The organism is Brevinema andersonii, from assembly GCF_900112165.1.
Classification (GTDB): Bacteria; Spirochaetota; Brevinematia; order Brevinematales; family Brevinemataceae; genus Brevinema; species Brevinema andersonii.
In genome coordinates this window covers 306,441-320,627 of record NZ_FOKY01000001.1, presented here as the reverse complement: position 1 = coordinate 320,627, position 14,187 = coordinate 306,441, and the positions used below count along the sequence as shown (strand labels likewise).

The window sequence follows — 14,187 nt, the reverse complement described above, 5'->3', positions numbered from 1 at the left end:
AAAAATTTGTTCCGTGATATATAATAAGAAAAATAAAGTTTTGGAGAAAAGAATGCTTCTGTCAAAAGATAAGCAGCGAACGTTATTTTGCGGCGCGCTCACAAGCGACGACAAACTTAACAAAACATATACTGTTAATGGCTGGGTTGATCACTATAGAGACCATGGTGAATTAGTTTTTATCGATCTGCGCGACAGAAGCGGAATAGTACAATTGGTTTTTGATCCTGCAGAAGCTAGGAAGACACACGAACTAGCAAAAACATTACGCCGGGAAGATGTGATCAGTGCCAAAGGTTTTCTGCGTAGGAGGGGAGAAGGTTTGGAGAATCCACGTATTGCTACGGGGGCTTATGAACTAGTCTGTACAGAACTTTTTATTTTTAATCGGTCGAAAACACCTCCTTTTGATATCCATGCTGATCAAGTTAACGAAGAAGCCCGTCTTAAATATCGATATCTTGATCTGAGATCCCCCAAAATGTATGATAACCTTCTAAAACGATCGTTGATTGTTGAAAATATTCGTTCAACAATGCAGGAAAATGGTTTTTTGGAAGTTGAAACACCTCTTCTGACAAGATCCACCCCCGAAGGCGCTCGTGATTTTCTTGTACCGTCGCGTCTGCATAAAGGTTCGTTTTATGCTCTTCCTCAGTCACCTCAGATTTTTAAGCAGCTGCTGATGGTAGGAGGTATCGAGCGGTATTATCAGATAGCCCGCTGTTTCCGCGATGAAGATCTCCGTGCCGATCGTCAGCCTGAGTTTACGCAATTGGATATAGAAATGTCGTTTGTAACTGCAGAAGATATCCAGTCACTTATCGAGGAAATGTTAGTAAGGATATTGAAGAGAATTTATAATTTGGATATACAAATTCCTTTTCTACGTATGAGCTATCATAATGCCATGGAAAAGTATGGGTCTGATAGGCCGGATTTGCGCTTTGGAATGGGGATTGTTGATGTTAGCTCTATTGTCAGTAATTCTGATTTTTCTGTATTTACATCGGTTACTGCGAAGGGAGGGATGGTAAAATGTCTGCCTGTTCCTAACGGCGATAAACTTTCGCGCAAAGATTTAGATGAATTAATTTCTTTTGTTGGCAACTATGGAGCTAAAGGTATGGCATGGATGCGTGTTAAGAATGGTGCCCTTGAATCGAATATTGTCAAATATTTCTCTGAGGATATTCAGCAACAGCTCATTAAAATAACCGGTGCCGAAGATGGCTATGTGCTTTTGTTTATAGCGGATGTGAATGATAAAATTGTTTATGATGCTATTGGTAATCTCCGTTTAGAAATAGGAGACAGATTTGAATTGCGGCCGAAAGATAAATTTTCATTTTTATGGGTTGTTGATTTTCCTATGCTCGAAAAAGATATCGAAACAGGACGTTGGGTGTCCGTTCACCACCCTTTTACGTCTCCGAATCCTGAGGATATTAAATTATTGGAGAGCAATCCTGGTAAGGTTCGAGCTAGTGCTTATGATGTTATCTGCAATGGGATTGAACTAGGAGGAGGCTCTATTCGTATTGCTGATTCTGAAACACAGGCAAAAATTTTTCAACTTCTCAACATCTCGGAAGCTGAAGCTCAAGAGAAATTTGGTTTTCTTTTAGATGCTTTAGCATTTGGTGCGCCTCCGCATGGGGGTATTGCATTAGGATTAGATAGAATGGTCATGCAGTTCCAGCAGCTTGACAGTATTCGTGATGTTATTGCATTTCCTAAAACACAAAAAGGAACATGCCCTTTAACGGATGCACCTTCGGAAGTTGATATTCAACAACTTTTAGATTTAGGAATTCAAGTAAAAAAGAACTAAGGTAGGAAAATTCTAAAATATTTGCGCACACTAGGATAAAAAATTCCTGTTATTGCAAAACTGTTAACAATATCCTGGTAGCTATATCCATATAAAAATTTCAGTAGAGGACTGAATACACTTTTATGAGCAGGCGTGCGAAAAGGCGATGCAATAACAACTGAATTTTTATTTAAAAAATGAAGAATGATACCGTTTTTTACACGAGCAAGGTGACACGAATTTAAAACGGTTAGCTTCGGTGAAATGTTTTTGATTCTTTCTTCAATTTTGTGGTGTGTTAATTTTCCTTGATCATTCTCAATAATTCCGTGATCTGCAACAAACAGAAGTTCCGGTTGGATATTATCAATAATAAAATTTCTTTTATCTGTAAGGTAAGCTATTTTTTCTGATTCCGTAGGGGCACCATAGAGTTCTTTATTATAGATTAAAGAAATCGTTTTGAACGGTCCTGTTTCATCGCAATGCTTGTGTTGGCAATATATTGCGAGCAGTGAGTCGCTAGCAAATTCAAACGGAATGAAAAAATATTTCTTCCCATAGGTAATAAATAATTTTATGTAAGTATTAGGCAAAGAGATTTGTATTTCATTCAGAAATTCTAAAATATGATTGCGACCTTGATGATTTTTTAATCCAAAAGAATCATAAATAGGAAAAAGTTCAGTATCTTCAATGAATCGCTGCTTCCAAAATTTTGTTCGTTCTTCAGAAAGAACAAAATGAAATTTTTTATATTTGCATTGGATTAAAATTTCAAGTTCTGATTGATAATTAATTTGAACAAAATAGGTTTCAGCATAGATAAATTTCTTTATTTGTTCGATTTCAGAATAATCTGCTTTCAACGAGCTTGAACTGGCAAATAAATTACTTTTAAGAGGTAATAATTCATCTTCGAGACAGCAGAATTTAATTTGATTATTTTTATTTGTATATGCTCGGATATGCCGATTATCCGAACGTAGCAAAAATGGAGTCATTATTTTTTTGAGTCGGAAGAATGAATAACAATCACTCTTCCTTGTTTGAAATTGTCGATGGATCTTTGTTGGGAAAAAAGTTCTTCGATGTCCGAGTCAAATAACACAATGTCAGAATTGAACGTACCTGAAGGTTCAGCAGGCAAAACATAGGCTATTCTTTTACCTCGTGCCTGATGATTTAAAGCTTCTGTGATGGAACTAACATAGTGGACTGGACCTTGTTTTTGAAGGATTTTTGGGTCGACTGTTTCTACACCATGTACGAGCTGACCTCTCTGGTTGATAATTTTTGGCATTAGTGACATATTGAAATTTTTGAACATCACCATATCGATAATTAGCGTATCATAATAACGATTCAACTTATCTTTTTTCAGAAAATTGGTTATAATTTCTGGTTTGATATTCTTGTAGAATGAACTTGAAATGCCTTTTTCTCCATACAGGGGAAAAACAAGGCTTCCTTTGATGGTAGATTTTTCGATCATGGAATTTTCTACTTCTAAACCGTACAACAAAGATAATAATTGAGATCGCACTGATTCATCGCGTGTGAAATAGTTATTGACAATGAAAAGTGATGATACTTTAATTTGTGTTATTGCCCGGGCTGCAAAAACAAGTAGTTCGTCTTTAAGTTTTTGAGTAACATTAGCAACGTTTCGACCGATATTTTGGTCGTCGTAGGTAATCGGAACTGCATATTCTGTAATTATCTTTCCTGTTGACCAGTTTATATAGGAATTATAATCAGGATATGATTCAATGACATCAGTTGGTTTTTGTTCTGCGTTGGTCTCTGGGAAAGTACCTGGCCTAAATTGAGGATAAATGTTTCCCGTTGCAAGAAAAATAATGATCCAACTTAAGTGTTTCAAAATTTTCTCCTCTTATTATCTAATTGATCACGATTGATAACAACTGGGTTCCAACGTTGAATTCTATTTTCGCGTTCTGCAAGTGATAATTCTGGATCGTTGATGCCTAGTTTCTTTTTTGCTATGCGTACTGCTTCTGATGGCATAAGTTCTGGGGCTTGTCCTGAAATTTTCGAGCTACTGTTGTAATTTTGACCTTTGTTTTGAGCTGCTGTCATTTTGTCTTCATCCAGCATTTTTCGGATGGCTTGTGCCATATCCCATGCTAACTTTTCAACGTTTCCGTGAAGCCCAGCTTTTTTATAAAGTTTTAATGCGGTTACTTTATCGCGTTTTTCATGCTCCATGATCGATGCAATTCGACCAATGCCATCTTTGTAAGCTGTCGCCAAATAAATTTTCAGAGAATTTTTATAGTCACGCGCATTGAAAAGTTCATTTGCGCGCCTGATGAGCATAGCTCGTTCTGCAGAATCCATATCCACCTCCGGCTAGTTTGCAAGATGCTGCAAGCTTTCTCCTATTTTATCGACATTTTCACGAAAAACTTGAGTATTTCCTTCTAGCCGGGCTTTTTCTGCCTCAAGGTAGTAGCCGTAAGCGTTGTTAATAGAAAGCTGAAGCTGCTGTTCTCGAGAAAGTTCCTCCTGAGGAATGAAAATCTCTCTGCTGTCATGAGTAAGATCTTCTGGAGTAATATCAATGATAACTTTTGTGTTGTTGATTAATGCAAATCGTGTTGCTAAGGGGATACTTACAGATTCTGATTCAAGAAAGATCGTCCGAAGATATATACCACCGTCTTTTGTAGGATAAAAAACTGTATCTGAACTAGAAATCCTTGATCCTCGTTGTCCCCAAAGTGTTGCTAGCCTTGAGAAATCCTGATCCTGATTAAGAAATGCTTCGGCTTGTGCTAGACCTGCGGTACCTAAATGTGAAGAGGCTTCGTAAAGATGAAGTTTGGATGTTCCATTTTCATCCAAGTATCCTAAAAGACGAGCAGAAAAAATATTTTTATTTTTGGGGACGTATGTGCGTTGCATTGCTAGATAATGGTTGTTATTGGTTTCTATCATTACAAAAGTGATATTTTCTGGTTCGTCGGAGTTCAGAGGCCGTGCAATTGTTCGTTCGTTAAGGCCAGCATAGAAACTAGATGCATTTGTTTCATGGTAAGCCCCGAGTAAGCGGCTTTGGATATCAAACAATTCATGCGGATAAAGATATTCTTCAGGCTGAAGCGTCATGACACGTGTAAATAGTTTTGGAAACAGTCGTTGCGCAATTTTGACATGAGGATCTTGAGGTTCGACGACAGCAAAGCGCACTTCCCCCGAATACGCTGAAACAAAAGCTTTTAATGGCGAGCGCAACCAATTTTTGAGTCCCCAGCGCGTCGGAACTGATAGTGCTGTAAACATTTTGTCGGACATGCTGTAAGCATCGAGCTCCCACCAAAGTTCGTTCTTGTGGAATATGAGGCGAGGATCGCCGTACTCAAACATAGGCAGTAATGTTTTTACGATTTCGGAAGGTTTTCTTTTTAATAAAAACTGTGTATCGTTACGATAGTAGTCGGTTAACAGAAAACGTGAATCGCGATAGGAAATCGTTAGTGCCATTACCAGCAATGGATTAACTGGTACAGCTCGGATATTCCTATAAGTGCGTTCGGCGATCGGTGCGCTTTCCTGAGAAAAGTCAGCAATGGGCATAGTCGAATTTACAAAGGCAAAACTATCAATGGAATCACTGAAGAAAATAGCCGGTTTGTTCAAGACAAATGCAGGATCGTCTGCCTGCATAGATAAATTTTTAAGAGTCAGGTCAGGATAGCCATCTGCAGTGAACTTAAATGCTTTACCAATGACCGCTCCATGTCCGAAAATATTACGGAAATGTTTGATATCCCAATCGGTACCGAGAGTATGGTCGATTTCACGGGCAGTTATGAAATAAGGGTTAATTTGGTCATTGGAGTCTTTAATGAGCAAAGGGGATACTTTTTCTATCGAAAAGATAGGTAAGATTTCCTGATTTTTTTGGACGGCTTTCAAAAAGTGCTGACTGTCTTCCCAAAAGTTTTTTTGTAGGATTTGGTTGAGATTTTGACTGTTCGCTAAAAAGGCTTGATCCCTCATGATATTATCAATTGCAAACGCTTTGCGTGTGTTTTCCGCATGGATTGCTGCAAACTTTTCTTGATAAGCACTTTTGTTGGGTGAGAAAATGATTTTTTCGAGATAAAACGGCCAAATCGTATGAGCACTTAATACGAAAATAATTGTAATTGCCATGCTCACGGCAGTGATTTTTGACCGTACCCCAATAAATGTAACAATTAGTGCAAGTAAGAATATTGTTAATGCCGATAAAATAAAGGGAACGAAACGCCCATACACTTCAATAAAACCAATAAAATGGACAGGAAGAATTTTACTAGTAATATTTTCTGCTTTGAAGATGATGAAAAAAATCAACGTGCAAAAAAGAGCTAAACTAAATGATACTGTATCGAATTTGTATTTTTCGGAAGGATAGATAAAACGAAATCCAGCCAGTAGAAAGAAAAATCCTCCTAAAAGCAAAGATGTACGCTTTAGAAGAGGCAGCCAAAAAAGGTAGAATGCCATATCTAACCCAAATAATGCATCTACTTTTCCTGTTTTTCCTGCAAAAAATGCAAAAATTAAAGCTTCTGCAGCACGCAAGAAATATTCAGCTACTGCTGCAGCAAAGAAAATAGTTAGAGTTTTGGCAAACGTAAATCGTGTATTTTTGCGCTCTGCAGGCGATCCGGATAATGAATGAAAAATGGCAATTATCGACAACAAAAAGGCCGTAAGCGGAATAGTAAATAATCGCACAAACATCAGAGTATAAGCAGTACGCAGCGATTCTTGAGACAACAGCCAACTAATTTCGATAATAACGCGTGATGATAGAAAGATTAATCCGATAATTCCTGCAACAATCAGCATGATGACAGTGATAATTCGATAAATGGATTTTTTCATAGCAAGTCCTTATATTTTTACTAGGTTAGGTGATTGTTTTTCTTCAGGGCGCTGATTCAGAAATACATACATAATTTGAGCGTTGCTACTTTCTGGGATCAGCGGTACAAACAGTACCTCGTCAAAGGTAATATTTTTTTCGTTATTAAGATCTTTAAAAGACATATTGCGCAACGTATGCCGTTCAGGGATAAGGGTTGGGTTTTTGATCCACTCACACTGTTTTTCATCGAAGAAAGGTGTATTATCAAGATCTTTAATAGTAAGATGTTGTAAGCTGACATCGAGGATATTATAATAGCGAATTTGAGTTTTACCGCTGCTGTCGATGAAAGCGCTTTTTTTCAGGAAAGTTTCTTTGAACGTCTTGTTATAATAGCTAACGTAAGGGCTGCTAGCTTCTGTGTTGAAAATCAGCACAGGAAATCGTGCATTGTCAGCGGTGATGTGGAATTTTTCTTTTTCGGTCATTGCTAATTCGGTTTTCAGTTTGTCGAAAGCAGAAATTTTTTCAATAAAACGGTTGAGATCAGCTCCCAAGTTACCAAATTCATCCTGCTCAGGAAATCGAAGGGAATCAGGACGCATTTGTGTATTATAACTAAGATTGTTCATACGGCGCAGGAATTCCTGGTATTTATTGAGTCCACGATTATAAATAAAAATGAGGACAATAACTCCATATACTGCTGCTACTAAAGCAATAACAATAACCGCAATATAAATATTACGGAAAATTTCTTCCGTACCAGGCTGAGCAAATATCCATAAGGGTTCCAAAATAACATCGATAGCGGTCAACGCACTAAAAAATGCGATCAATATTGTCAGTGATAATGCAATATAAATCCTGACAGCATGTGACAATGAAAACATAGAGCCCCCGTATTTGATATTTTACATTTTACCTATTATATTATAAGATAATGATAAAATCAAATGATAACAAATAAGGAAGAAAAATGAAAAATACAATTTTTGCTAAGGTCAACGGTACACCTGTTAAGGGAGAAGATATTTTGAGAGGAGTAAAACGTCTCCTGGCTGAGTATGAAGGAACAGATTCGTTTGTACTAACTCCCAATGATGATAATCAAGCGTTTTTATATGCGGAAGCTCTTCAGAAGCTGATCGAACGCCAAGCTTTGTTAAAGATGGCTGCTCTTGAGGGGATTGAAGCTGATGAAGAAGAAGTGAATCGTTCATTGTTTGAGCTGCGCGACAATTGTCAAGACGATGCCGAATGGGAAGCTTTGCTTCATGATATGAGACTTGAAGATCATCAGCTACGCGAAGAACTTCTTAGAGATTTGACGATAGATAATCTACTTTTTTCTCGGCTGCAGCATGTTGAAGAACCTGATGATGAAGCGGCTGAAGCTTTCTACCATCGCAATAAAGAGTCAATGACGCTTCCGGAGATTTTTTCTTTTGTTGAGGTTGAAGCACCATCTCAAGAGAAACTTCAAGATGCTGCGTTAGCATTGAATGCTCAAGAGACAGCGGCTATTTTGAATGAAGCAGAACGTTTAGGTTTTCGTTGTTCCCTGAGTGATGATATCCCCAAGCATAAGCTACCTGATCCACTTCAATCGGTGCTTTCCGATTTGGAGCCCGGTAAAATTGGGTCGTTACCTACTGATGATGGTACTATTGTTTTAATAAAGCTCTTGTCTAAAATACCAAGTAAAACTTTGTCTTTTGAAGATGTGCTTCCTGGACTTAAGGAGTATCTAGCAGTGATGCAGCAAAAAGCATTGATGGATGCGCTAGTTGAGGAGGCATTGGAAAAATGTGACGTAGTTTATCTTAATACCGAACTTTTGAAAGATTTGTAGGGGGAATCTATGGTAAAAATAGCTTTCTTAATGGACAAAGGAGTGTATTTTAATTTTTTGAGGAGGTGGTAGCCAAATATGATCAATCAAGTGAGTTTATCATTGACGATATTTTTATTAATTTTTATGATTGTTAGTTTTATTTTGATGCTAGGAGTTTCACCTTTTGCTTGGCGAGCATTTCAAAATATTCGTGTGGAGTCTAAAAATACTCAAAAAATTAGGCCTTTGCGTCGATCAATTTCTGATTATTTAGAAAAACTTTCCGAAAGCAAAGATGAAGCAGAAATCTATAAACTAATAGAAACAATACGTAAAGAGGCAAAAAAAACAATGAGAATCCAACCTCATACAGATCAGGGTCAACAGGCTGACTCTATATTAAAGTGGCTGGATAATTTTATTGTGCATCGTCATATTAGTGATTTGAAAAATCATGGAGAATCAGCTCAAATACGTTATAATGCTCAGAAAAAAGATTTTAAATTAATGATTGTCGCTCAGTAAAATATAAATGTTTGCAGTTATCTTAGCGTCCTATACTATAAGAAGCTTCTGTTTTTACAGAAGATGGCCTTACATAGATTTCTGGGGAAAAATCTCCTAAAACTCCATATTTATCTTTGGATCTGATAGATATATAATATGGAGTTTCATTTTGGAGTCCTTGTAATATATAAGTTAGTTTTGAGGTGCTATTTTTTTCAGGGTGCGGCACGGAAATAGGTGAAGCAGGTGATATCGAAGCTTTGCCAAAATAATTGCTAGGAGCTGTTCCGTAATAAATTTCATAGGATACAATATCTGGATCTGGCAATAAATTCCATTCCAACTCAACAGATTGATCTCCTTCTTTCACTAAAGAAAAGTTTAATAATCCAGGATTAGGAAATTCTTGAAATTCAACCTGAATATTGTGTAAAAACATAGGAGAGTTTGTCTCGCTGCGCGCTGAAGGATAATATTCATACTTTAACTGCAAATATTTCCCTGTATTTTTTGATGGAGGAAACCGATTATGTTCAAGATTAATGTATGTCCATGGCATAATATCAGCGCTTGTTTCGGGAAAGAAATAATTTGTAGAAAATCGGTAGCCTATTTTATAGTAGGCTTCATTAGGAAGTTTAACTATAGGATTAATTCTTTGAAGTTTGGAATAGTTTGATGAAATAGTAAAAACATCGGTTTCAAAAGAACTAGGCTCTTTTAATGTTGTGAAAGTCTTAAAATTTTTCTGAATATCACGATATATAGTGAATTCATCCAATGAAAACATTGCATTGTTGCCTATGATCAGCGGGAAATTTTTTTGGCCGAGTTGCAAATGAGTAACCGGATAAAGTGTTTCTCCATAAAAGTTTTGATTTTTGGTAATATGGACAACATTTTTTTCTTCGCCATTCCTATAGACCCTGATAACTTGTTGTCCCGTGTCCAGTACCATAGTATGTTTTTCCCATGTTTGGTAAATAAGCGGTTCAGATTCTTTCAAAGTGAAGGAATAAGTTTTGAAGTCCTTATCTCGGAAAAAGTTGCTAAAATGATAAACAATAACACCTTTTTCTACTGTAATTTTAAATCCGTAAGAATTATTATCTTTTGGGTTGCCGATATCAGGACTCATAAATGATACGATCGTTTGGTGCCCTTCTCCAATACGGTAGGGATAGAGCCAAAAATCGATCGTAAAACTTTGAACACTAAGATTATTATTAACAAGTACGGAATGTTCGCGCGGAAACATAGTAATTGAGTCTGCACCCGAAATAAATTTTCCCGAAGCACTGCCAAAAATTTTTTCAATAGTATTTGTTTCATAATGTGACCTGATGATTTGGTAGTTATTGACAATATCTTGTCCATCGAAGGAGAGTTTAAGATCTATCATTTCTTGAGAAGGTTCAATTATTTTTTTCGTGATGACCGTGTTTCCTGAAAAGTTCGTGATATGCATATCATTGGCTCGGAATATGCCTAATGTAGGTGAAAAAGTAAAAGTTTTACTCTGGATGTCTTGAAAAATCGGATCTTTGAGAGCGGCGCGTACAGGTATTTTTGTTGCTGCTAGAAGTATAATCATTAAGAATAAGAATAAAAATATTGTTTTTCCGGCATGCTCTGACATATTTCCTCCTTTTCTCTTTTATTATCGGATTTCCCAAATGAATTTTAAGTTGCAGCTTCAAGTTTTTTTAAAAATCTGCATAGAATTTTCAATGCTTGACTATTTCCTAAAATATAATAATAATTTAAAAGAAAGAAAAAGGAGTTATTTATGAAAGTTTATATTGTTTCTGCCAAACGTTCAGCAGTGGGTTCGTTTTTAGGAACACTTAGCTCGATCGAACCCGGTCGTTTGGGAGCTGCTGTTATCAAAGGCACACTCAATACAGATGTTGTTCCTGCTTCTGGTATCGATGAAGTCGTACTTGGTAATGTTCTGATGGCAGGTCACGGACAAGGAATTGCACGTCAAGCTTCTATTTACGGAGATATTCCTGATACCGTTCCGGCTTGTAGTGTCAACATGATTTGTGGCAGCGGCATGAAATCGATTATGACTGCATTCTCTGAAATCCGTGCTGGTATGGCGCATTTAGTGGTGGCGGGTGGCACAGAAAATATGTCTCAATCTCCGTTTTTGCTTCCTTATACGGCGCGACATGGCATCAAAATGGGAGAAATTAATATGAAAGATCATATGGTTTTCGATGCGCTGACAGATGCTTTTGACGGTTATCATATGGGAGTTACTGCTGAAAATATTGCAGAAAAGTTGGATATCTCACGCGAAGAACAGGATAAATTTGCCTTTGAGTCTCAGGAAAAAGCCATTAAAGCGATCGATTCTGGACGTTTTAAAACGGAAATTGTTCCTATTGACGTGCGTATTAAAAAAGAAATTATTTCCTTCGATACTGATGAACACCCCAATCGTACGACTAGTTTGGAAAAGCTTGCCAGCCTGCGTCCTGTGTTCAAGCCCGGTGGTACAGTAACTGCTGGCAATTCATCAGGCCTTAATGATGGAGCGGCAGTTTTGTTGGTTGCCAGCGAGCATGCTGTTGAAAAGTATGGGCTTAAACCAATGGTTGAGATTATATCAGTCGGGCAAGGGGGATGTGATCCTGCTTATATGGGTTTTGGACCTGTTTACGCCTCTACAAAGGCTCTTTCTTCCGTTAATCTCAAACTTCAGGATATGGGTCTTATCGAGCTTAATGAAGCGTTTGCAGCACAAGCATTAGGCGTTATCAAAAAACTAGCGGCAGAATATAAAGAAACTCAAGAGTCGATTTTGGAACGTTGTAATGTAAATGGTGGAGCGATAGCATTAGGGCACCCGGTGGGGGCATCCGGTGCGCGTATAACTGTTACACTAATTCACGAGATGCTTAAACGTGGAACCCCTTATGGTTTGGCGTCACTTTGCATTGGCGGTGGCATGGGAACTGCTTTAGTTGTTAAGAATTGTCAGTAAAAAATCCTCCTGAATTCAGGAGGATTTTTGATTGCTTAAAGATATAAACAAGGTGCATTGTCGAATCCACAGCTTTTCCGAGGTGTGAAATTGACGATTTTTGTGAAACTATCAACTTCAAGTGAAGCTCCTCCTACTAATGCACCATTAATATCTGGCATGCTCATTAATTCGTTGATATTGTCAGGTTTTACTGAACCGCCGTAGAGAATAACCATATTTTCTGCCAATTCGGTATTATGTGTTTTTTCCAAGATGAGTCGAATCATTTGATGAGCTTGGTTGGCATCTTGAGCAGATGCGGTTTTGCCGGTTCCAATTGCCCATACAGGCTCGTATGCAATGATGATTTTTTGAGCATCCGTCAGACTCACACCTTCTAATACTTTTTCTATCTGTGTTTGAAGTACAGATTGAAGTTTTCCGGATTCGCGCTCCTCAAGTGATTCTCCAACGCACAATATCGGTATTATTTCAAATTTTAATGCCGCTTTAATTTTTTTATTAATTTCTTCATTAGTTTCTCCAAATAGAGTCCGTCGTTCCGAATGACCAATCAAGGTATAATTGATGCCGGCATCTTTGAGCATAACAGGAGAAATTTCTCCTGTAAATGCACCTTTTTCTTCAAAATACATGTTTTGAGCACCAATTTGTACAGCTGTATCTTGGGCTGTTTCTGATGCCGCGTGTAGCATGGTAAATGGCACACATAATAAAATTTCCCTATGCGGATTCGAAGTGATTCCAGCATTCAATTCACGGATAAATTCCGTACCTTCGTTGATTGTTTTGTGCATTTTCCAGTTTCCTGCAATAATATATTTTTTCATAAATTTCTCCTAAGCATCCAAAAGCGCCGCAACGCCTGGCAAAGTTTTACCTTCAATAAGCTCCATTGATGCTCCTCCTCCTGTCGAGATATGAGTCATTTTGTCGGTAACACCTGCTTTATTCACCGCGGCAACCGAATCACCACCACCAATAATTGTAGTAACTCCTTTAAGTTCTGCAAGAGTTTTTGCAACTGTATTTGTCCCTGCAGCAAATTTTTCAAATTCAAAAACTCCTAACGGTCCATTCCAAAATACAGTTCTGGCAGTTTTGAAAATATCTTCAACTTCTGCAATTGATTTAGGTCCAGCATCAAGGCCCATCCATCCTTCAGGAATTTCGTGAATGTCTACGATTTTACTATTTGCATCTTCAGAAAACTTATCTGCAACAACCACATCAATCGGCAGTACAAATTTTGTTCCTTTTTCTTTTGCTGCATGCATAATTTTTTTTGCTGTTTCTAGCTGGTCTTCTTCGATCAAAGATGCTCCCACATGATATCCCATTGCTTTGAAGAATGTAAAGGCCATACCGCCTCCGATAATGATAGCATCGGTTTTATCGAGCAAATTTTCGATCACACCGATTTTTGATGAAACTTTTGCCCCTCCAATGATTGCAACAAACGGATGTTCGGGATTATGCAACACTTTGTCCTCAAGAAATTCCAGCTCGCGTTCCATCAAAATTCCTGCAACAGCAGGCAAAAATAAAGCCATGGTTTCTGTCGATGCGTGAGCTCTGTGTGCTGCCCCAAATGCGTCGTTAACGTAAATATCCATCCCTTTTGCAATTGATTCTGCCATTTTTTTACGTTCAGCTTCGTCTTTTGAGGTTTCTTCAGGATTAAAACGTGTATTTTCCAGCATCAAAACTTCACCATCTCCAAGCTCGGCAATCATTTTTTCGGTTTCGGGTCCAAATGTAGACGGTGCTGTTTTAACGTTTTTTCCCAATAATTTCGATAAATGTTCGGCTACAGGTTTCAATGACAATTTTTTTCGTATTTCCATATCAAATTTTGTCCTATCAAACGTTGCACCTTCTTTTTCTTCGGTTTTTTTTTGTTCTTTTTTGGGATCTCCTAAGTGGCTCATCAATACAAGTTTTTTTGCCCCGTGATCCAAGATATATTTTATTGTAGAAAGTGCTGCCCTAATACGTGTATCGTCGGTGATTGTGCAATTTGTTGCATCTCCTGTCATCGGGACATTAAAATCTACACGCATAATGACATTTTTTCCCTTGAAATCCATATCTTTGACTGTTTTTTTACTAATTGCCATATTTCTCTCCTATTTAATCGA

At 37.6% G+C, this 14,187-nt stretch carries 12 protein-coding genes; 4 read left to right on the top strand and 8 right to left on the bottom strand.

Annotation, left to right across the window (positions count from 1 at the left end):
• Positions 1–52: 52 nt before the first annotated feature.
• Positions 53–1,834 (top strand): aspartate--tRNA ligase, encoded by a 1,782-nt coding sequence (aspS, locus tag BM018_RS01625; RefSeq protein ID WP_092317701.1) that lies wholly within the window; start codon positions 53–55, stop codon positions 1,832–1,834.
• Here the strand turns inward: aspS and BM018_RS01620 are convergent.
• Genes BM018_RS01620 through BM018_RS01600 form a run of 5 tightly spaced genes read right to left on the bottom strand, consistent with a single transcriptional unit; the run spans position 1,831 to position 7,597 of the window.
• Complete coding sequence (locus BM018_RS01620) at positions 1,831–2,820, bottom strand: hypothetical protein (protein WP_092317698.1); 990 nt, start codon at positions 2,818–2,820, stop codon at positions 1,831–1,833. The genes aspS and BM018_RS01620 overlap by 4 nt on opposite strands.
• Complete coding sequence (locus BM018_RS01615; protein WP_092317695.1) at positions 2,820–3,701, bottom strand: hypothetical protein; 882 nt, start codon at positions 3,699–3,701, stop codon at positions 2,820–2,822. Before BM018_RS01615 ends, BM018_RS01620 begins: the two co-directional genes overlap by 1 nt.
• The gene (locus BM018_RS01610) at positions 3,698–4,180 is read right to left on the bottom strand and encodes a hypothetical protein (protein ID WP_092317692.1); all 483 of its coding nucleotides are present in this window, start codon (positions 4,178–4,180) and stop codon (positions 3,698–3,700) included. Before BM018_RS01610 ends, BM018_RS01615 begins: the two co-directional genes overlap by 4 nt.
• A 12-nt stretch (positions 4,181–4,192) precedes the next feature.
• A complete protein-coding gene (locus BM018_RS01605; RefSeq protein ID WP_092317689.1) occupies positions 4,193–6,721 on the bottom strand; it encodes a UPF0182 family protein in 2,529 nt (842 codons plus the stop codon).
• Between the two features lie 9 nt (positions 6,722–6,730).
• Positions 6,731–7,597, bottom strand: a complete 867-nt coding sequence (locus BM018_RS01600; RefSeq protein ID WP_092317686.1) for a methyl-accepting chemotaxis protein — start codon at positions 7,595–7,597, stop codon at positions 6,731–6,733.
• Positions 7,598–7,683: 86 nt separating this feature from the next.
• Between BM018_RS01600 and BM018_RS01595 the strand changes: the two genes are divergently transcribed.
• Together BM018_RS01595 and BM018_RS01590 are read left to right on the top strand one after the other, a co-directional pair.
• Complete coding sequence (locus tag BM018_RS01595; RefSeq protein WP_092317683.1) at positions 7,684–8,559, top strand: peptidylprolyl isomerase; 876 nt, start codon at positions 7,684–7,686, stop codon at positions 8,557–8,559.
• Between the two features lie 78 nt (positions 8,560–8,637).
• Entirely contained in the window at positions 8,638–9,066 is a 429-nt protein-coding gene (locus tag BM018_RS01590; RefSeq protein WP_092317680.1) for a hypothetical protein, read from the top strand.
• 22 nt (positions 9,067–9,088) lie between these two features.
• Here the strand turns inward: BM018_RS01590 and BM018_RS01585 are convergent, their stop codons facing one another.
• Complete coding sequence (locus BM018_RS01585) at positions 9,089–10,687, bottom strand: LamG-like jellyroll fold domain-containing protein (RefSeq protein WP_092317677.1); 1,599 nt, start codon at positions 10,685–10,687, stop codon at positions 9,089–9,091.
• Positions 10,688–10,837: 150 nt separating this feature from the next.
• Between BM018_RS01585 and BM018_RS01580 the strand changes: the two genes are divergently transcribed.
• Positions 10,838–12,043, top strand: a complete 1,206-nt coding sequence (locus tag BM018_RS01580) for an acetyl-CoA C-acetyltransferase (protein ID WP_092317674.1) — start codon at positions 10,838–10,840, stop codon at positions 12,041–12,043.
• Positions 12,044–12,078: 35 nt separating this feature from the next.
• Here BM018_RS01580 and tpiA read toward each other — a convergent pair whose 3' ends face one another.
• Together tpiA and BM018_RS01570 are read right to left on the bottom strand one after the other, a co-directional pair.
• Positions 12,079–12,876 (bottom strand): triose-phosphate isomerase, encoded by a 798-nt coding sequence (gene tpiA, locus BM018_RS01575; RefSeq protein WP_092317671.1) that lies wholly within the window; start codon positions 12,874–12,876, stop codon positions 12,079–12,081.
• Positions 12,877–12,885: 9 nt separating this feature from the next.
• Positions 12,886–14,166, bottom strand: coding sequence for a phosphoglycerate kinase (locus BM018_RS01570; RefSeq protein ID WP_268750989.1), 1,281 nt, complete (start codon positions 14,164–14,166; stop codon positions 12,886–12,888).
• Between the last annotated feature and the right edge of the window lie 21 nt (positions 14,167–14,187).

Excerpts from the sequence above, each read along its gene's own strand:
- aspS (WP_092317701.1), top strand. The coding sequence starts at position 53 with ATGCTTCTGTCAAAAGATAAGCAGCGAACGTTATTTTGCGGCGCGCTC.
- BM018_RS01620 (WP_092317698.1), bottom strand. The coding sequence starts at position 2,820 with ATGACTCCATTTTTGCTACGTTCGGATAATCGGCATATCCGAGCATAT.
- BM018_RS01610 (WP_092317692.1), bottom strand. The coding sequence starts at position 4,180 with ATGGATTCTGCAGAACGAGCTATGCTCATCAGGCGCGCAAATGAACTT.
- BM018_RS01605 (WP_092317689.1), bottom strand. The coding sequence starts at position 6,721 with ATGAAAAAATCCATTTATCGAATTATCACTGTCATCATGCTGATTGTT.
- BM018_RS01600 (WP_092317686.1), bottom strand. The coding sequence starts at position 7,597 with ATGTTTTCATTGTCACATGCTGTCAGGATTTATATTGCATTATCACTG.
- BM018_RS01595 (WP_092317683.1), top strand. The coding sequence starts at position 7,684 with ATGAAAAATACAATTTTTGCTAAGGTCAACGGTACACCTGTTAAGGGA.
- BM018_RS01590 (WP_092317680.1), top strand. The coding sequence starts at position 8,638 with ATGATCAATCAAGTGAGTTTATCATTGACGATATTTTTATTAATTTTT.
- BM018_RS01585 (WP_092317677.1), bottom strand. The coding sequence starts at position 10,687 with ATGTCAGAGCATGCCGGAAAAACAATATTTTTATTCTTATTCTTAATG.
- BM018_RS01580 (WP_092317674.1), top strand. The coding sequence starts at position 10,838 with ATGAAAGTTTATATTGTTTCTGCCAAACGTTCAGCAGTGGGTTCGTTT.
- tpiA (WP_092317671.1), bottom strand. The coding sequence starts at position 12,876 with ATGAAAAAATATATTATTGCAGGAAACTGGAAAATGCACAAAACAATC.
- BM018_RS01570 (WP_268750989.1), bottom strand. The coding sequence starts at position 14,166 with ATGGCAATTAGTAAAAAAACAGTCAAAGATATGGATTTCAAGGGAAAA.